Annotated in this window: 16 protein-coding genes; all 16 read left to right on the top strand. The window is 65.3% G+C overall.

Going from position 1 to position 19,099, the window contains the following annotated elements:
- Positions 1-46 precede the first annotated feature (46 nt).
- The 16 genes from K226_RS0115710 to K226_RS0115630 all read left to right on the top strand — a co-directional run bounded on the left by K226_RS0115710 (position 47) and on the right by K226_RS0115630 (position 19,044).
- Positions 47-610: a tripartite tricarboxylate transporter TctB family protein gene (locus tag K226_RS0115710; RefSeq protein WP_024815693.1), complete on the top strand. Its 564-nt coding sequence runs from the start codon at positions 47-49 to the stop codon at positions 608-610.
- Complete coding sequence (locus tag K226_RS0115705) at positions 610-2,130, top strand: tripartite tricarboxylate transporter permease (RefSeq protein WP_024815692.1); 1,521 nt, start codon at positions 610-612, stop codon at positions 2,128-2,130. Before K226_RS0115710 ends, K226_RS0115705 begins: the two co-directional genes overlap by 1 nt.
- A 156-nt stretch (positions 2,131-2,286) precedes the next feature.
- Complete coding sequence (locus K226_RS0115700) at positions 2,287-3,792, top strand: sigma-54-dependent Fis family transcriptional regulator (RefSeq protein ID WP_024815691.1); 1,506 nt, start codon at positions 2,287-2,289, stop codon at positions 3,790-3,792.
- A 150-nt stretch (positions 3,793-3,942) separates the two neighbouring features.
- Complete coding sequence (locus K226_RS0115695) at positions 3,943-5,127, top strand: substrate-binding domain-containing protein (RefSeq protein ID WP_024815690.1); 1,185 nt, start codon at positions 3,943-3,945, stop codon at positions 5,125-5,127.
- Positions 5,128-5,274: 147 nt separating this feature from the next.
- Complete coding sequence (locus K226_RS0115690) at positions 5,275-6,051, top strand: ABC transporter ATP-binding protein (protein WP_024815689.1); 777 nt, start codon at positions 5,275-5,277, stop codon at positions 6,049-6,051.
- Between the two features lie 83 nt (positions 6,052-6,134).
- Positions 6,135-6,857, top strand: coding sequence for an ABC transporter ATP-binding protein (locus tag K226_RS0115685; protein WP_238324295.1), 723 nt, complete (start codon positions 6,135-6,137; stop codon positions 6,855-6,857).
- A gap of 151 nt (positions 6,858-7,008) precedes the next feature.
- Positions 7,009-7,992, top strand: a complete 984-nt coding sequence (locus tag K226_RS0115680) for a branched-chain amino acid ABC transporter permease (RefSeq protein ID WP_024815687.1) — start codon at positions 7,009-7,011, stop codon at positions 7,990-7,992.
- A gap of 147 nt (positions 7,993-8,139) precedes the next feature.
- A complete protein-coding gene (locus K226_RS0115675; protein WP_024815686.1) occupies positions 8,140-9,207 on the top strand; it encodes a branched-chain amino acid ABC transporter permease in 1,068 nt (355 codons plus the stop codon).
- 33 nt (positions 9,208-9,240) lie between these two features.
- On the top strand, positions 9,241-11,424 hold the full coding sequence (locus K226_RS0115670; RefSeq protein ID WP_024815685.1) for a 3-hydroxybutyrate oligomer hydrolase family protein: 2,184 nt from the start codon (positions 9,241-9,243) through the stop codon (positions 11,422-11,424).
- A gap of 387 nt (positions 11,425-11,811) precedes the next feature.
- Positions 11,812-12,675, top strand: a complete 864-nt coding sequence (locus K226_RS0115660) for an alpha/beta fold hydrolase (protein ID WP_024815683.1) — start codon at positions 11,812-11,814, stop codon at positions 12,673-12,675.
- A 164-nt stretch (positions 12,676-12,839) separates the two neighbouring features.
- Complete coding sequence (locus K226_RS0115655; RefSeq protein WP_024815682.1) at positions 12,840-13,406, top strand: lipocalin family protein; 567 nt, start codon at positions 12,840-12,842, stop codon at positions 13,404-13,406.
- Positions 13,403-14,425, top strand: a complete 1,023-nt coding sequence (locus tag K226_RS0115650; RefSeq protein ID WP_024815681.1) for an NAD(P)/FAD-dependent oxidoreductase — start codon at positions 13,403-13,405, stop codon at positions 14,423-14,425. Before K226_RS0115655 ends, K226_RS0115650 begins: the two co-directional genes overlap by 4 nt.
- Before the next feature lie 22 nt (positions 14,426-14,447).
- Complete coding sequence (locus K226_RS0115645; RefSeq protein WP_024815680.1) at positions 14,448-16,001, top strand: cryptochrome/deoxyribodipyrimidine photo-lyase family protein; 1,554 nt, start codon at positions 14,448-14,450, stop codon at positions 15,999-16,001.
- 3 nt (positions 16,002-16,004) lie between these two features.
- Complete coding sequence (locus K226_RS20460) at positions 16,005-16,178, top strand: DUF2256 domain-containing protein (protein WP_081739438.1); 174 nt, start codon at positions 16,005-16,007, stop codon at positions 16,176-16,178.
- Positions 16,175-17,503 (top strand): DASH family cryptochrome, encoded by a 1,329-nt coding sequence (locus K226_RS0115635; RefSeq protein ID WP_024815679.1) that lies wholly within the window; start codon positions 16,175-16,177, stop codon positions 17,501-17,503. Before K226_RS20460 ends, K226_RS0115635 begins: the two co-directional genes overlap by 4 nt.
- Positions 17,500-19,044 carry a cryptochrome/photolyase family protein gene (locus tag K226_RS0115630; protein WP_024815678.1) on the top strand — a complete coding sequence of 515 codons (1,545 nt, stop codon included), beginning with the start codon at positions 17,500-17,502 and terminating at the stop codon, positions 19,042-19,044. Before K226_RS0115635 ends, K226_RS0115630 begins: the two co-directional genes overlap by 4 nt.
- Positions 19,045-19,099 lie beyond the last annotated feature (55 nt).

The raw sequence follows: 19,099 nt of genomic DNA, 5'->3' as shown, positions 1-19,099 counted from the left end.
TTGCGCACCTTGGGCCCTGTGCCCAAGGGCTTGAGAAAGACCCCGCATGTCTGATCCGACAACCCCTGATTCCTCTAGTTCGGGCACCGAACCCGGCGTTGCCAACAACCTGCAGGCCACGCGCATGCAGACCGTGGTGGCGGTCGGCGTGCTGCTGACCGCTGCTGCGCTGGCGCTGGGCGCCATTGATATTCCATCGAACGCGGGCTACAGCGGCGTTGGCCCCAATTTTCTGCCGTGGCTGGTGGCAGGCGTGCTGGCGCTGTGCGGCGGCGTGCTGCTGTGGGAGGCGCGATCGGGCGGATTTCGTGCCATGGAAGAGCCCAATGGCGCCGCCCGTGCGGACAAGCCTGCCTTTGTGTGGGTGTCGGCCGGCCTGTTGCTCAACGCCGCCCTCATCACCACGGTGGGCTTCATCCTGAGTTGCACGCTGTGCTATGCGCTGGCCGTGCAAGGGCTGCGCCGGGCTGCGGGGCAAGACGCAGGCACCGCGCGCACCTGGGCGGTGGACGGGGTGACGGGTGTGCTGATCTCGGCGCCTGTTTACTGGACTTTCACGCAGTTCCTGGCGATCAACCTGCCAGGGCTCACGCAAACCGGGTGGTTGTGATGGAAATCTTTGATGCACTGATGGCGGGCTTTGCCACTGCCGCCACGCCCGCCAACCTGCTGTGGGCCCTGGTGGGCTGTGCGCTGGGCACGGCAGTGGGGGTGTTGCCCGGCATTGGCCCTGCGGTGGCGGTGGCCATGCTGCTGCCCATCACGGCCAAGGTCGAGGTCACGGCCTCGATGATCTTTTTTGCCGGCATCTACTACGGTGCCATGTATGGCGGCTCCACCACCTCCATCCTGCTCAACACGCCGGGCGAAACCGCCAGCATGGTCACGGCCATGGAGGGCAACAAGATGGCCAAGAGCGGCCGCGCCGGGGCGGCGCTGGCCACATCGGCCATTGGCTCGTTCGTGGCGGGCACCGTTGCCACCGTGGTCGTGACCCTGTTTGCCCCCTATGTGGCCGACTTTGCCGTGAAGCTGGGCCCGCCCGAATACTTCATGCTGATGGTGCTGGCCTTCACCACCGTGAGCGCGGTGCTGGGCAAGAGCACGGTGCGCGGCATCACCGCGCTGTTCGTGGGGCTGGCGGCCGGCTGCATTGGTATGGACCAGATTTCTGGCGCGGCGCGCTACACCGGCGGCAAGCCCGAGCTGCTCGACGGCATCGACATCGTGCTGGTCGCCGTGGGCCTGTTTGCCGTGGCCGAGGTGCTGTATGCGGCGATGTACGAAGGCCGCGTGGTCGAGTCGCGCAACCGCATGAGCCGCGTGCACATGACCGGGCGCGACTGGAAGCGCTCCATTCCCGCGTGGCTGCGCGGCACGCTGATCGGCACGCCGTTTGGCTGCATTCCGGCGGGCGGCACCGAGATTCCGACCTTTCTGAGCTACGCCACCGAAAAGAAGCTGGCCAAGGACACCGACAAGGCCGAGTTCGGCACCGTGGGCGCGATCGAAGGCGTGGCCGGCCCGGAGGCCGCCAACAATGCCACCGTGACGGCGGCCATGATCCCGCTGCTCACGCTGGGCATTCCCACCTCCAACACCACGGCGGTGCTGCTGGGCGCGTTCCAGAACTACGGCATCAACCCCGGTCCCCAGCTGTTCACCACCTCGGCCACGCTGGTGTGGGCGCTGATTGCCTCGCTGTACATCGGCAACGTGATGCTGCTGGTGCTGAACCTGCCCATGGTGGGCCTGTGGGTGAAGCTGCTGAAAATCCCCAAACCCCAGTTGTATGCGGGCATCCTGATTTTTGCCACGGTGGGTGCCTACGGCATGCGCCAGAGCACCTTCGATCTGTTCCTGCTGTACGGCATTGGCCTGCTGGGTGTGCTGATGCGGCGCTTTGACTTTCCTACGGCGCCCGTGGTGGTCGGCATGATCCTGGGGCCGCTGGCCGAGGCACAGATGCGCAATGCGGTGTCGATTGGCGAGGGCAGCTGGCTCGTCTTTGTGCAGCGCCCCATGTCGCTCACGCTGCTCATCATCGTGCTGGCGGTGCTGATCCTGCCGCGTCTCTTTCAGCACATGGCGCGGCGCAAGCTGGCGCGCCTGCAGCAGCTCGATGCGTGAGGCTGCCGGCTGGTGGATGGGGTGCTTTGTCGATTTTTGCATTAAATCGGGCTGAAGCCCTTGATGGATAAGCGCGAGCAGCTATTGAATAAATAGCAATTGTGCGCACGACTCCGATAGCGCCACGGCGGGCCGGGGCGCGCTACCATCGCGGCCATGCCCTTGCTCAATGAAGAAGCCCCCGCACTGCCGATGGATGCCCAGGGCATTCTGGAGCTGGCGGCGCGCTCCATGTTCCAGTTGTTCTCCAGCGTCAGCCAGGGCATGTTTTTGGTGGACCGCAGCGGCCGCATCGTCTGGGTGAACGAGGGTTACCAGCGCTTTTTGCCCGCCCTGGGGTTCTCGTCGGTGGACCAGTTTGTCGGCCGCACGGTCGAAGAGGTGATCCCCAACACCCAGATGCGCCGCGTGCTCGAAACCGGCCAGCCGGTGCTGATTGATCTGCTCACCAACAAGGCGGGCACCTTTGTGGTCAGCCGCATTCCCTTGCGCGACGAGGCCGAGCGGGTGATTGGTGCCATTGGCATCGTGCTGTTTGACCACCCCGAAACCACGCTGCAACCCCTGATCGGCAAGTTTGCGCTGTTGCAGCGCGACCTGGATGATGCGCGGCGCGAGCTGGCCAGCCAGCGCAGCCGCTCGCTGGCCGTGTCGGGCGACGGCCAGCGGCGCGCCAAATACACATTTGCCAGCTTTGTCGGGTCGAGCCCCGCGGCATCCGAGGTCAAGCGCCAGGCGCGCCGTGCCGCGCAGTCGTCCAGCCCCGTGCTGCTGCTCGGCGAAACCGGCACTGGCAAAGAGCTGCTGGCCCATGCCATCCACGCGGCGTCCAGCCGTGCCAGCGGCCCCTTTGTCAGCGTGAACATTGCCGCTGTGCCCGACACATTGCTGGAGGCCGAGTTTTTTGGCGTGGCCCCTGGCGCCTACACCGGCGCAGACCGCAAGGGGCGCGATGGCAAGTTCAAGCTGGCCGATGGTGGCACGCTGTTTCTCGACGAAATCGGCGACATGCCGCAAAGCCTGCAGGCCAAGCTGCTGCGCGCCTTGCAAGAGGGCGAGATCGAGCCGCTGGGCTCCAACAAGCTGGTGCCCTTCAATGTGCGCGTGGTGGCCGCCACCTCGCGTGACCTGGGGGCGCTGGTGCGCGAGGGCCGGTTTCGCGAAGACCTTTTCTATCGCCTGCATGTGCTGCCGGTGCGCGTGCCGCCGCTGCGCGAGCGGCGAAGTGACATCCCGGCGCTGGTCGAAGTGCTGGGCGAAGACCTGGCCCTGCGCAACGGCACGGCGCCGCCTGAGTTGCAGGCCGATGCCATGGCGCTGTTGGCGGGCCAACCCTGGCGCGGCAATATCCGCGAGCTGCGCAACGTGCTGGAGCAGGCTGCCATGCGCAGCGATTCGCAATCCATTGATGCCTACCAGCTCGAAAACATCCTGCGCGAAGCCGGGGTCGAGCCTGCGGCACCTGTGCCCCATGCCGTGTCAGAGCCCAGGGCGCTGGGCGACGAGTGCTACCTGCGTCCCCTGGCCGAGCAGGTGGCCGAACTGGAGCAGCGCGCCATAGCGGCAGCGCTCAAAGCCCATGGCGGCAACAAACTGGCGACGGCGCGGCAACTGGGCATCTCGCGGGCCACGCTGTACGGACGTCTGGAAAACCCTGATTAAAAATCAAACAAATGTCTGAATGTCAGGCATTTAATCTGTCTGAAATTCAGACATGATTATTCGGTGCGGATAAATAAACCATACAAATCAACAGTTTGATGCGTGGCACGAACTGTGCAATGTTCAGTCAAAACACAAGGAGACAACCCCATGCAACGCCGCACCCTGGTCGCACTGGCCACCCTGGCTGTCACAGTGTCTGCCCCCGTATTCAGCCAGTCGGGCGAAATCCGCATAGCCCACGTTTACAGCAAGACCGGCCCGCTCGAAGCCTATGGCAAGCAGACGCAAACCGGCCTGATGATGGGCCTGGATTACGCCACCGGCGGCACCATGGCCGTCAACGGCAAAAAGATCGTGGTGATCGAGCGGGACGACCAGGGCAAGCCCGACCTGGGCAAGAGCCTGCTGGCCTCCGCCTACTCGGACGACAAGGCAGACATCGCCGTGGGCCCCACGTCGTCGGGCGTTGCGCTTGCCATGTTGCCCGTGGCCGAGGAATACAAAAAGATTCTGCTGGTGGAGCCCGCTGTGGCCGACGCCATCACGGGCGACAAGTGGAACAAATACATTTTTCGCACCGGCCGCAACAGCAGCCAGGACGCCATCAGCAATGCCGTGGCCATCGACAAGGCCGGGGTGACCATTGCCACGCTGGCACAGGATTACGCCTTTGGCCGTGATGGCGTGAAAGCCTTCAAGGGCGCCATCAAAAATGCCAAGCTGGCGCACGAGGAATACCTGCCCGCCAACACCACCGATTTCACGGCGGGTGCGCAGCGCCTGATCGACAAGCTCAAGGACCAACCGGGCCGCAAGATCATCTGGATCTTGTGGGCCGGTGCGGGCAACCCGTTCAAGATCGCCGACATGGACCTCCAGCGCTACGGCATCGAGATCGCCACGGGTGGCAACATCCTGCCCGCCATGGCCAGCTTCAAGAACTTTCCGGGCATGGAAGGCGCCACCTACTACTACTTCGGCATTCCCAAGAACCCCGTGAACGAAGCCCTGGTGGCCGCGCACTACAAGCAGTTCAAGGCGCCGCCCGATTTCTTCACGGCGGGGGGCTTCAGCTCGGCCATGGCGCTGGTCACGGCGCTCAAGGCCACGGGCGGCGATGTCAATACCAACAAGCTCATCAAGACCATGGAAGGCATGAGCTTTGACACCCCCAAGGGCAAGATGACCTTCCGCAAGGAGGACCACCAGGCCCTGCAGAGCATGTACCACTTCAAGATCAAGGTGGACCCGGCCTTCGCCTGGGGCGTGCCCGAGCTGGTGCGCGAGATCAAGCCCGAAGAAATGAACGTGCCGATCCGCAACAAGCGCTGACCGGCTGCTTCCTGGCGGGCGCCGCCGTGCCTGCCGTAGTGCTATGTTATTTATAGCTGTTAGCGCTTGATGGTAAAGCGCCAGAGGTCGTTTTTATTCAAAAATGGGATGGCGCTGCCGATGGCTTTGGCGGCGCACGCACTGCACATGCTTGAAACCCGAGACCTGACCATTCGCTTCGGCGGCCATGTGGCGGTGAATGCCGTGAGCTGCGCGTTCGCGCCGGGCACGCTCACGGCCATCGTGGGCCCCAACGGCGCGGGCAAGACCACCTACTTCAACCTGATCTCCGGGCAACTGCGGGCCAGCGCCGGCACGGTGACGCTGGGCGGGCAGGACCTGACGGGGCAGTCGCCATCGGCCCGCACGCGCGCCGGGCTGGGGCGGGCGTTTCAGCTGACCAACCTGTTCCCTGGCCTCAGCGTGCTCGAAAACGTGCGCCTGGCCGTGCAGGCCACGCGCGCCGGGGCGCACCGCCGGGGGCTGAACCTGTGGAGCATCTGGAGCGACCACCGGGCGCTGACCGAGCGGGCCGAAGCCATCCTGCACACCGTGTCGATGCTGGAACGTCGCGATACCCCCGTGGCCAGCCTGCCGCACGGTGACCAGCGCAAGCTCGAAGTGGCGCTGCTCATGGCACTGGAGCCGCAGGTCTACATGTTCGACGAGCCCACCGCCGGCATGGGCCACGACGAGGCCCCCGTGATCCTGAACCTGATCCGCGAGCTGAAAACGGACAAGACCAAGATCATCCTGCTGGTCGAGCACAAGATGGACGTGGTGCGCGAGCTGGCCGACCGCATCATCGTGCTGACCAACGGCACGCTGGTGGCCGATGGCGCCCCGGCCGAAGTGATTGCCTCGCCCGTGGTGCAAGAGGCCTATCTGGGCATTTCCAAAGATGCCGACAAGGAGGCCGCATGAGCATGGTCCTGATGACCGCCGCCGGGTTGTCCCATGGCGCAAGCTCCGCCCCGCTGGGGCGCTGCGCACGCGCAGTGGCTTCTGTGGATGCCTTGCTGGAGTTGAAGGGCGTGCACACGCACATCGGGGCGTATCACATCCTGCATGGCGTGGACCTCGTCGTGCCCAAGGGCCAGCTGACCATGCTGCTGGGGCGCAATGGCGCGGGCAAGACGACCACGCTGCGCACCATCATGGGCCTGTGGCAGGCATCCAAAGGCGCAGTGCGCTTTGCCGGCAGGGACATCACGGCACTGCACACGCCGCAGATCGCGGCCATGAACATCGCCTATGTGCCCGAAAACATGGGCATTTTTGCCGACCTCACGGTGAAAGAAAACATGCTGCTGGCCGCCCGCAAGGCGCGCAACGCGGCGCATATGGACGCGCAGCGCTTGCAGTGGATTTTCAAGCTCTTCCCGCCAGTCGAGACGTTCTGGAACCACCCGGCCGGCAAGCTCAGCGGCGGACAAAAACAGATGGTGGCGGTGGCGCGTGCCATGGTTGAGCCGCGCGATTTGCTCATCATCGACGAGCCCAGCAAGGGCCTGGCGCCCGCCATCATCAACAACATGATCGAGGCGTTCGACCAGCTCAAGAAGAGCGGCGTGACCATTTTGCTGGTCGAGCAGAACATCCACTTTGCCAAGCGCCTGGGCGATACGGTCGCCGTGATGGACAACGGCCAGGTGGTGCATGCGGGCAGCATGGCCACGTTGGCCGAAGACGAGGCGTTGCAGCGTTCGCTGCTGGGGTTGGCGCTATGAGATGTTCTGATTTGAAGCCTTTTTTGCATCTAGCCCTTGATGGTAAAGCGCTAGCAGCTATTAAATTAATAGTGTTTTGCGGTATGGCCAACGCCGCGTGCGCGGTGAGGTTTGTGCGTGTGGCCACTGGCGGCGCAGCAGGAGCCCACGCATGAACACCCGCGATTTCGACTGGAAGCCGCTGGCGCTGGTGCCCGCGCTGGCGCTGCTGGTGCTGCCCTTTATCGGCTCGCCCAGCACCTGGCTCACGCTCACGGTGGCGGGGCTGGCCATGGGCATGATCATCTTCATCATCGCCTCGGGCCTCACGCTGGTGTTCGGCCTCATAGACGTGCTCAATTTTGGCCACGGCGTGTTCATTGCGCTGGGCGCGTTTGTGGCCACCAGCGTGCTGGGTGCCATGGGCGACTGGACGGGCTCTGAGCACCTGTGGCGCAACATGGTGGCGGTGCTGCCAGCCATGCTGGTGGCCATGGCGGTGGCGGGCGCCGTGGGCCTGGCGTTCGAGCGCTTCATCGTGCGCCCGGTGTACGGCCAGCACCTCAAGCAGATCCTCATCACCATGGGCGGCATGATCATTGGTGAAGAACTCATCAAGGTCATCTGGGGCCCGGCGCAGATACCGCTGCCGCTGCCCGAGGGCATGCGCGGCTCGCTGCTGGTGGGCGATGCCGCCATCGAAAAATACCGCCTCGTGGCCGTGGCCGTGGGCCTGCTGGTGTTTGGCGTGCTGGCCTGGGTGCTGTCGCGCACCAAGGTGGGCCTGCTGATCCGTGCGGGCGTGCAGGACCGTGAAATGGTCGAAAGCCTGGGCTACCGCATCCGCCGCCTGTTTGTGGGCGTGTTCGTGGCGGGCTCGGCGCTCGCTGGCCTGGGCGGTGTGATGTGGGGGCTTTACCAGCAGAGCGTGGTGCCGCAGATGGGCGCGCAGGTCAATGTGCTGATCTTCATCGTCATCATCATCGGCGGGCTGGGCAGCACGGGCGGTGCGCTCATCGGTGCGCTGCTGGTGGGGCTGATGGCCAACTACACCGGGTTTCTGGCCCCCAAGGTGGCGCTGTTCTCGAACATCGCGTTGATGGTGGCCATTTTGCTGTGGCGGCCGCAGGGTGTGTACCCGGTCACCAACCGATGAACCCCCCTGAGTCGCTTCGCGCCTTCCCCCTGGAAGGGGGACGCCGCCAGTGCGGCAGGGCGGCCCTTGCACGGCGGCCGCTGGCTTCGTGCACGCCAGTTGCGGGCGCAGTGATCCGTGAACAGCATGAATAACGGAAAGATATCCATGTTCCAACGACTTCTCTCAGGCGACTACCCGCGCAGCAAGGTGCTGGCGGTCATTCTCGTGGCCATTTTTGTGGGCCTGGCGTTTGCTCCGTTTCTGTTCCCCGGCGTCAAGGCGCTCAATGTGGCGGCCAAGGTGCTGGTCTTCGTGGTGCTGGTGGCCAGCTTCGATCTGTTGCTGGGCTACACCGGCATCGTGAGTTTTGCGCACACCATGTTCTTTGGCATTGGTGCCTACGGCATCGCCGTGGCCACTACGCGCATGGGGCCCAGCTGGGCTGCACTGGGCGTGGGTATTGGCGGTGCGCTGCTGTTGTCGCTGTTGCTGTCGCTGGCGGTGGGGCTGTTTTCGCTGCGGGTGCGCGCCATCTTCTTCGCCATGATCACGCTGGCCGTGTCGGCGGCGTTCCAGACGCTGGCCTCGCAACTCTCGGACATCACCGGCGGTGAGGACGGCCTGACCTTCAAGGTGCCCGAGCTGCTTTCGCCGAGCTTCGAGCCCTTTGAAAACGAAGTGCTGGGCGTGCTCATCGACGGCAAGCTGATCACCTACTACCTGCTGTTCGTCACGGCCGTGGTGCTGGTGCTTGCGCTGCTGCGCATCGTCAATTCGCCCTTTGGCCGCGTGCTGCAGGCCATCCGCGAGAACGAGTTCCGCGCCGAGGCGATTGGCTACCGCGTAGTGGTGTACCGCACCACATCGAGCGTGCTGTCGGCACTGTTTGCCACGCTCGCCGGTGCCATGCTGGCACTCTGGCTGCGCTACAACGGGCCCGACACCTCACTGAGCTTTGAAATCATGATGGATTGCCTGCTCATCGTGGTGATTGGCGGCATGGGCACGATTTACGGCTCGGTCATTGGTGCTGTGCTGTTTGTGGTGGCGCAAAGCTACCTGCAAGATTTGTTGCGCCTGGGGCATGAGGCCACCACTGGCCTGCCATGGCTGTCGGCGCTGCTCTCGCCAGACCGCTGGCTGCTGTGGCTGGGCGTGCTGTTTGTGCTTTCGGTTTATTACTTTCCCTCCGGCGTCGTTGGACGCCTGCGATCTCTGCGCGCCCAAGCCTGAGCGCGTTTTTGTGTCAGTGAAAAAGGAGACAACATGAAAGTGAATCTGCACGACAACCGCGCCCGGAAAGTGGCCATGACTGCGTTGGCAGGGGCTGTGATGGCCGCATGCGGGGGCTCATCCAACCCGACCAATGACCTTCCCGCCGGCATCACACCGGTGAGCGCCACGGTCTACCCGGCTACAACAGCGGGCAAGGGGGACACTGCCGCCACGCAGGACTTGTTGACCGGTGGCATTGGCAAGACCGGGTTGGGCGCCGCCACGCCGGCCTATGCCGATCCCGCCAACCCCACAGCGGCAGAGCTGCGCCGCAATGCGCTGTATTCCAACTACCGCGGCATTCTGGATTACTCAGTCAATGGGGGCTACGGCAGCCTGTATGGCCCCAATGTCACGGCTGCAGGCGCAGTCACGACCGGCGAGGGGCTGATTCCAGGACGCGAATATGTGGCGGTGCTCGACGACGGCTCGGGCCGCAAGCGGACGGTGATTGCGGTGCAGGTGCCCGACAGCTTCAACCAGGCCAACCCCTGCGTGGTGCTGGGCGCCTCGTCAGGATCGCGCGGGGTTTATGGCGCCATCGGCACGGCCGGCGAGTGGGGCCTGAAAAAGGGCTGTGCCGTGGCCCTGACCGATGCCGGCAAGGGCGTGGGCCTGTACGACATGATGGACGACACCGTGCACAAAATTGATGGCACGCGCGCCACCCGCACGGCCGCAGGCTCCCTCAATTTCTTTGCCGCTCACATCACCGATGCAGCGCGTACCGCCTACAACGCGCTGTTCCCGAACCGCCTGGCCATCAAGCAGGTGCACTCGCAGCAGAATCCCGAGAAAGACTGGGGCAACGACACGCTGGCGGCCGGGCGTTATGCCATGTTTGTGCTGAACGACCGCTATGGGACGGCCGCCAATCCGGTGCCGTTCACGCCGGAAAACACCATCGTGATTGCCGGCTCTGCATCCAACGGCGGTGCTGCTTCGCTGGGTGCGGCCGAAAAAGACAGCGGTGGGCTGATTGATGGCGTCGTGGCCTCCGAGCCCGTCACCGAAATGCCCACCACCAGCGGCTATGGCATCCAGTTTGGCGGCGCCGCCGTCACCGGTTACGGCAAGACGCTGGCGGACTTCACGACCTACGGCAACATCTACCAGCCCTGCGCTGCGCTGGCCACGGATGCGGCCATGAGCGAGACGTCCATCTTCAACTACATCCAGCTGGTGGGCATGACGGCACGGGCCACGGCACGCTGCGATGGCCTCGCAGCCAAGGGGCTGGTCAGTGGTGCCGACACGGCCGCCCGGTCGCAGGATGCGCTGAACAAATTGCGCGCTTATGGCTGGACGCCCGACAACGATCAAATGCACAACGCCCACTATGCCCTGGGCAACGGGCCTATCCTGTCGGCCATGTACCCGGTGAGCTACGGGCGGTTCCCTGCCGAGGCCAACGTGTGCAACACCAGCTTTGCGGCGGTGAACGCCACAGGCGCGCCGGTGGCGGTGGCGCCTGCAACGCTGGCGCAAAGCTTTGCCACGGCCAATGGCACCGCCAACGGCACACCTGCGACGGTGGTTTACAACGACTCGGTGGGCGGGGCGAAGGCGTGGCAGTTTGCCGTGTCGCCATCCACCGGCGTGGCGGACTTTGGCCTGGACAACGCCTTGTGCCAGCGTGCGCTGGTCACGGGATCTGACCCGGTCAGCGGCGCGAGCCTGACGGCCGCATCCACACCCACCAAGGCGCAGAGCGACGCGGTGCGGGCGGGCATTGCCGAGGTGGTGCTGAACGGCAACCTGCGCGGCAAGCCCACCATCATCGTCAGTGGCCGCAGCGATGCCCTGGTACCGGTGAACAACAACTCGCGCGCCTACGCCGCCTACAACAAGGTAGTGGAAGGTGCAGCCAGCAAGCTGCGCTACATCGAGGTGACAAACGGCCAGCATTTCGACACCTTTCTGCCGTTCGGTGGGTTTGACACGCGCTTTGTGCCCTTGCACCCCTACTTCAACCAGGCGATGGATGCGATGTATGCCCACCTGAAGTCGGGTGCCGCCTTGCCCGCCAGCCAAGTGGTGCGCACCACGCCGCGCGGCGGTGTGGCAGGTGCCGCCCCGGCCATCACGGCTGCCAACGTGCCGCCGTTTGTGGCGGTGCCTGTAGCCGCGAACCAGATTGGCTTTGCCGGCACTTCGCTGAACGTTCCCAACTGAGCGCCTGTGTCACGCGCCCCGCACTGGAGTCTGCTGCGATGCCAACACGATGGAAGCGATGCGCCGCCATCTGCTTGGCAGCCTTGGCCCTTGATTCCGGTGCGGGGACTGCACCGCCCATCCGGGCGGATGAGAACGTCATTGTCCAAGTGGCGCCGTTGGCGATGCTGCGGGCTAGCGCTGACGCGTTGATGCATAAAATTTTGCGCGTTGCCTCCTTTGCACGCGACACGCTCACAGGCCTGATCAATGCCCACCAGCTGGGCGTGAGGCAGGTGGCTCCTTGACGCGATCGGCCCCAGGTGGCCTTGGTGCTGTTGGCGTCTGATTAGAACCAGCAACATAGGCACGCAGCCACCCCGTTTCTGTTTCAAAAGGCTGAGCACCATGCTTCCTTCCTCACGCTACATCCGCTGCGCCGGTTACGAAATTCATTACACCGAATGGGGTGCGCCCGAGGCTCCCGTGGTGATCGCCTGGCACGGGCTGGCGCGCACCGGGCGTGACATGGACGCGCTGGCGCGGCATTTGAGCAGCCGCTATCGCGTGATCTGCCCCGACACCATTGGTCGGGGCCTGAGCCAGTGGGCGCGGACGCCGAGGGACGAATACCGGCTGTCGTTTTATGCGCGCATTGCCGCCGACCTGTTCGCGCAGCTGGGTATCGACATGGCGCACTGGATTGGTACCTCTATGGGCGGCGCGATTGGCACGGTGTGCGCGTCAGGGCTTTTCGAGCCGCAGCTCAAGGGCCGCATCATGCGCCTGCTGCTTAACGACAACGCCCCCCGCCTAGCCGATGCCGCGCTGGAGCGCATCAAGGCCTATGCGGGCCAGCCGCCTGCGTTTGACACGGTGATGGAGCTGGAGGCATTTTTTCGGCAGGTGTACCAGCCTTACGGCTGGCTCAGCGATGCCCAGTGGCGGCAGTTGACCGAAACCTCCACCCGCCGCCTGCCCGATGGCCGCGTGACGCCGCACTACGACCCGGCCATGGTGCAGCAGTTCATGCACCATGCCAACGATTACCTGATCTGGGACCACTACGACGCGCTCGACATCCCTGTGCTGTGCCTGCGCGGCGCCCAGTCAGATCTGGTGTTGCCCGAAACCACGGCCGAGATGCTCACCCGGGGCCCCGGCATGCGCGGCCTGCTGCAGGTGGTCGAGGTGCCGGGTTGCGGCCATGCGCCCGCCCTGAATGTGCCAGAGCAATTTGCGCTGGTGGACGGGTTTTTGTCGGACACCTGAGTCCGCAACCATGGGGCAGCCCAGAACTGCGCATCGGGCGGCGAGCTGGCGCATTTCACGCCCCGAGGGGGGTGTGCTGGGTTACTACAGCGGGGGGCTGATGATCACTGCCATTTTTGCAAATGAGCTACCATTTGGTTTGTTTTGCGACTGATTGGTAATACATGCTGTTTTCCTCTCCCTTGGTTCGTCGGCTCGCGCTGATCTTTTCTGCAACGGTTTTGCTGGCCGTCAGCGGTTGCACATCCACCAGCCCGCCCTCCGGCATCTCCGCCGTCACTCCGTTTGACCTGGCCCGCTACGAAGGGCGGTGGTACGAGGTGGCGCGCCTGGATCACTCGTTTGAACGCGGCATGACGGACGTGAGCGCCACGTACCAGCGTCAGGCCGACGGCAGTGTGCGTGTGGTCAACCGGGGCTTTGACACCGCCAAGAACGACTGGCGCCAGGCGCTGGGCAAGGCGCTGTTCACAGGCGATGTGCAAACGGCCTCGCTCAAGGTGTCGTTCTTTGGCCCGTTTTACGGTGGCTACCATGTGGCAGCGCTGGATCCGGATTACCAGTGGGCGCTGGTGGTGGGGCCAGACCGCAGCTACTGCTGGATCTTGTCGCGCACCAAGCAGCTTGCGCCCTCCGTGCGTGCCCAGCTTGTTGCACGCGCCAGTGCTTTGGGCATCGACACCCAGTCACTGATCTGGGTGACCCACGGGCGCACCGATCCGCAGCCATGAGTGCCGCTGGTCTCCGGCACGTCGCCGTCATTGGCGCAGGCCTCTCGGGCTTGTCGTGCGCACATGCGCTGCTGCAGGCGGGCCACACGGTGCATCTTTTCGACAAAAGCCGGGGCCCATCGGGCCGTATGAGCACACGGCGCGCCGAAGACGCCCACGGCCCGTGGCAGTGCGACCATGGCGCGCAGTACTTCACCGCGCGTGACGCGGCTTTCCGCGCCGAGGTGGCGCGCTGGCAGCAGGCCGGCGTGGCCGACTTGTGGGATGCCCGCCTGGCCAGCTTTGACGGCAGCGCCTTTGCCCCGCTGCACACGCCGCTGGAGCGTTTTGTGGGCACACCGCGCATGACATCACCTGCCGCCTGGCTGGTGCAGAACCTGGGAGAGCGCGCCGGAGCATCGGCACGCACCCAATGGCAAACCACTGTGCAGCGCCTGGGCCGGCATACGGATGGTTGGGCCATCACCTCCGCAGAGCAGGGCTTGCACCCCGAGCAGTATGGCGCCGTAGTACTGGCCGTGCCTGCCCCGCAGGCCGCGCCGTTGCTGGCGCCTGTGTCGCCAGCGGGTGCAGCGGTGGCCGCCAGCGCGCCCATGCGCGGCAGCTGGGCCGTGATGATGCGCTACGCAGCCCCTTTGGCCATGCCGTGGGAGGGCGTGTTCATCAACACCGGCCCGCTGCGCTGGGTGGCGCGCGACAGCAGCAAGCCCGGTCGCACTGGCCCCGAGACCTGGCTGCTGCACGCCAGCCCCGAGTGGAGCGATGCGCACATGGAAGATGACGCTGATGCAGTCACCGCTGCATTGATCGCCGCTTTTGTCGCATTGGGCGGCCCCGCACCGTTGGCCGCCACAGCCCATCGCTGGCGCTATGCCGACAGCGAGTCCCCGCTGGCGCTGGGCAGTTGGTGGGACGCATCGCTGCGGCTGGGTATGTGCGGAGATTGGCTCAACGGCGGCAAGGTTGAAGGCGCCTGGCTCAGCGGCCGTGCGCTGGCGCAGCAGGTGCAAGCTGCGTGACACTCTGAACAAGGCACGCGCCATGGCCTACACCGTTGTCTGGTTCAAGCGCGACCTGCGGGTGCACGACCACGCACCCCTGGCCCAGGCCGCGCAGCGCGGACCCGTGCTTTGCCTGTATGTGGTCGAGCCCAGCCTGTGGGCCCAGCCCGACGCCGCGCTGCAGCACTTTCGGTTCTTGCAAGAGAGCCTTGTCGACCTGGCGCAAGACCTGCGCCGCTGCGGAGCCGAGTTGCAAGTGGCCGTGGGCGAGGTGCCTGAGGTGCTGGCCCGCCTGCACGCGCTGGCCCCGTTTCACACCCTCACTTCGCATGAAGAAACCGGCAACGGCCACACCTATGCGCGCGACAAGGCCGTGGCCCGCTGGTGCGCAAACCAGGGCGTAGCCTGGCGTGAGTGGGCCCAGCACGGCGTGGTGCGCCGCCTGCCCACGCGCGATGTGTGGCACCAACGCTGGCAGGCTTTCATGCACGCGCCTCAGATGCCAGCGCCGGCACCCGGCAGCCTGGCGGGGCGGGCCTTGCCCTGGCCCACAGAGCCCTGGCCCGAAGGCGCATGGCCGGGCTTGGATATCCACGATCCACCCCGGCGCCAGCGTGGCGGACGCTTGCGCGGCTGGCAGGTGCTGCATGACTTTTTGCACGAGCGCAGCCGGGGTTACCGGGGAGGTATTTCATCGCCCCTCACGGCGCCCACGGCCTGCTCGCGCCTTTCGCCCTACCTTGCCCTGGGTTGCCTTGGCATGCGCGAAGTGGTGCAGGCCACCCAGCGGCGCCAGCAGCAACTGCAGGGTAGCGCCGAGCCCGGTGCGGGCTGGCAGCGCCAGGGTCTCACGGCCTTTATGAGCCGCATGCACTGGCACTGCCACTTCATCCAGAAACTCGAATGCGAACCCGCGCTGGAGTTTGACAACCTGCACCGCGGCTACAACGGCCTGCGCGAGGGCGACTGGAACGAGGCCCACTTTGCCGCCCTGGTGGCCGGGCGCACCGGCTGGCCCATGGTGGATGCCTGCGTGGCCATGCTGCGCGAGACGGGCTGGGTCAACTTTCGCATGCGGGCCATGCTGGTGTCGGTGGCGTCGTACCCGCTGTGGCTGCACTGGCGCCCTGTGGGCCAGTGGCTGGCGCGGCACTTTCTGGACTACGAGCCCGGCATCCACTGGAGCCAGATGCAGATGCAAGCGGGCACCACCGGCATCAACACCACCCGCGTGTACAACCCCATCAAGCAGGCGCAAGACCACGACCCGCACGGCCACTTTGTTCGCCACTGGCTTCCCGCAATGCGCCGCGTGCCTGACGCTTGGTTGCTTGAGCCCTGGCGCATGCCGTCCGGCGTGCAGGCGCGCTGCGGCGTGCGCGTGGGGCACGACATTGCCCAGCCGCTGGTGGACCTGGACCAAGCCACCCGCGCTGCCAAGGCCCGCGTGCACGGCCTGCGCGCCCAGGCCCCAGTGCGTGCGGCCAAAGCCGCCATCGTGCAAAAGCACGGCTCGCGCCTGCACCGCGACGGTGGCCCGCGCCGCAATGCCAAAGCCACGGCCCACCCCCAGCAGCAAACCCTGGACTTCTGACCCATGCGAATGCGCAAAAAGAACGACCTGCCGCAGAGAAAATGCCTGCACTGTGGACTGCCCTTCACCTGGCGCAAAAAGTGGGAGAAGGTGTGGGACGAGGTGAAATACTGCTCTGACCGCTGCCGCAACGAACGCAAGCGCAGTGGCGACGCGGGCGGTGAGGGTGCGGCATGAACACGGTGATTTTCTGGTTTCGCAACGACCTGCGCCTGCACGACCAGCCCGCGCTGGCTGCGGCGCTGGCCAGCGGCGCCACCCACCTGCTGCCCGTGGTGTGCCTGCCCCGGGCAGACGAAGCCACGCCCTGGGGCTTTGCCCGCGTGGGCACGCACCGCCGCGCTTTTGCAGCCGCCGCGCTGCGCGACCTGGGCACCCGCATGGCTGGGCAAGGCAATCCACTCATGGTGTGCCATGCCCCGCCCGCCACCGTGTTGCCCGCATTGGCCCACGCCGTCGGGGCGAGCGCCGTGGTGTGCGAAGACATTGCCGCCCCCTTTGAGCAGGCCGAAGTCGCCGCCCTGCGCGCCGCCGGGCTGCCGGTGCGCGCTGTGTGGCACAGCAGCCTGATCCAGCCTGAGGACATGCCCTGGCCTGCGGCAGAGCTTCCCGGCGTGTTCACCACGTTTCGTCAGAAGGTGGAGCGTGCGGGCATCATGCCCACAACGCCTTTGCCCCCGCCCACATCGTTGTTGCCGCCCCCGATGGTGCCGCCCGATGTGATGCTGGCGGCGGGCGCCGTGCCTGCGTGTGCAGGGCAGGGCGCCGATACCGCTGTTCCCAATAACGCAGCCGGGTGTGACCCACGCTCGTCCTTTCCCTACGGCACATCCGCCTGCAACGGTGGCGAAACCGCCGCACTCGCCCATTTGGCGCAGTACCTGGCGCGCAAGCTGCCCCACAGCTACAAGGCCACGCGCAATGGACTTACGGGGTTGCATTACTCCAGCAAGTTCTCGCCCTGGCTGGCTAGCGGCGCGCTCTCGGCCCGGCAGGTGTTTGTCGGCCTGAAAGCGTTTGAACGCGAGCACGGTGCCAACGACGGCACCTACTGGCTGTGGTTCGAGCTGCTGTGGCGCGACTACTTTCGGCTGCTGCACCTGCAATACGGGCCGGCGCTGTATGGGGCTCGTGGGCTTTCACAGCTGCCCCAGGCCCCGCACAACCACCAGGGCTTTGAGCGCTGGTGCCAGGGCCGCACGGGCGAACCGCTGGTCGATGCCGCCATGCGCGAGCTGGCCACCACCGGGTATCTGAGCAACCGCCTGCGCCAGGTGGTGGCCAGCTACCTCATCCACGACCTGTGCGGCGACTGGCGCGCGGGCGCCGCGTGGTTTGAATCGCAGCTGGTGGACTACGACGTGTACAGCAACCAGGGCAACTGGCTTTACATCGCCGGGCGCGGAACCGACCCGCGCGGTGGCCGCCGCTTCAATTCCACCAAGCAGGCGCACGACCATGATGCCGACGGTACTTACCGCCGGATGTGGGGCACGGCATGAACACTCCACGCGCGCACACCCTGCGCCTGCTGCTGGGCGATCAGCTCAATCTCCAGCACAGCTGGTTTGCCACGCGCGACGATGGCGTGGTCTACGTGCTGATGGAAGTGCGGCAAGAGACCGACTACGTGCTGCACCACGCGCAAAAAATCCTGGCCATCTTTGCCGCCATGCGCGATCTGGCCCGCCACTTGCGCGACGCGGGGCATCGAGTGCGCTATGTGGCCATAGACGACCCCAGCAACCGCCAGTCGCTCACCGACAACCTGGCCGCCCTGATGGCGCTCTACGGCGCCGAGCGCCTGCAATACCAGCACCCCGACGAATGGCGGCTGGACGCGCAGTTGCGCACCTGGGGTGCCCTGCAAGCTTTTGACGTGCCGGCCGTCAGCAGTGAACATTTCTACACCACCCGCACCGAGCTGGCCGAGATGTTCAAGGGCCGCAAGCAGTGGCTCATGGAGCACTTCTATCGTCGCATGCGCCAGCGCCACCAGGTGCTGATGGACGAGGCGGGCGAGCCCGAAGGCGGCCAGTGGAACTACGACCACGACAACCGCAAGCCCTGGCCTGGCACGCCAGAGCTGCCGCCCGATGCCAGGCCATCACACGACCACAGTGCCCTGTGGGCCACCATTGAGGCCGCAGACGTGCAAAGCTTTGGCAACCCCCAGTCCGCCGCGCTGCGCTGGCCGCTCAATCGCGCCGAGGCGCTGGCGTGGCTCAGCCACTTCATCACCACCACGTTGTCGCACTTTGGCGCGTACGAAGACGCCATGAGCACGCGCAGCGCGCGGCTGTTCCACTCGCTGCTGTCGTTTGCGCTCAACACCAAGATGCTGCACCCGCATGAGGTGGTGCAACGGGCCCAGGCCGCTTACCACGCAGGCGCTGCGCCATTGGCAGCGGTAGAGGGCTTCATCCGCCAGATCCTCGGCTGGCGCGAATACGTGCGCGGCATCTACTGGGGCCACATGCCCGGCTACGTTGAGCGCAACGCCTTGGGGCACACCACACCGCTGCCGCAGTGGTTCTGGTCGGGCAACACCCGCATGCGCTGCTTGCAGCATGCAGTGGGCCAGTCGCTGCAGGATGCGTATGCCCACCACATCCAGCGCCTCATGGTCATCGGCAACTTTGCGCTGCTGGCGGGGATCGACCCCGCCGCCGTGCACCGCTGGTACTTAGGTGTTTACATCGACGCCTTTGAATGGGTGGAAGTGCCCAACACCCTGGGCATGAGCCAGTTTGCCGATGGCGGCCTGCTGGCCACCAAGCCCTATGTCAGCAGCGCCGCCTACATCGACCGCATGAGCGACTATTGCAAGGGCTGCCGCTACGACAAGAAGCTGAAAGTAGGCGACGGCGCCTGCCCCTACAACGCACTGTACTGGGACTTTTTCGCGCGCAACGAAGCCACGCTGGGGCAGAACTTCCGGCTGGGCATGGTCTACCGGCAACTGCAGAAGATGCAGGGCCCCCCGCTGGATGCGCTGCGCGAACATGCCACCCACCTGCGCACGCGGCTGGACACGCTGTAGACCAATCTCCTTGTCATCACCGCCCACCCATCGGTCCCACATCCCCTATCGGAGC

The sequence above is a fragment of the Acidovorax sp. JHL-3 genome (assembly GCF_000526295.1).
In the GTDB taxonomy this organism is placed as follows: Bacteria; Pseudomonadota; Gammaproteobacteria; order Burkholderiales; family Burkholderiaceae_C; genus Acidovorax; species Acidovorax defluvii.
This window is presented reverse-complemented; position numbering and strand designations above follow the sequence as displayed.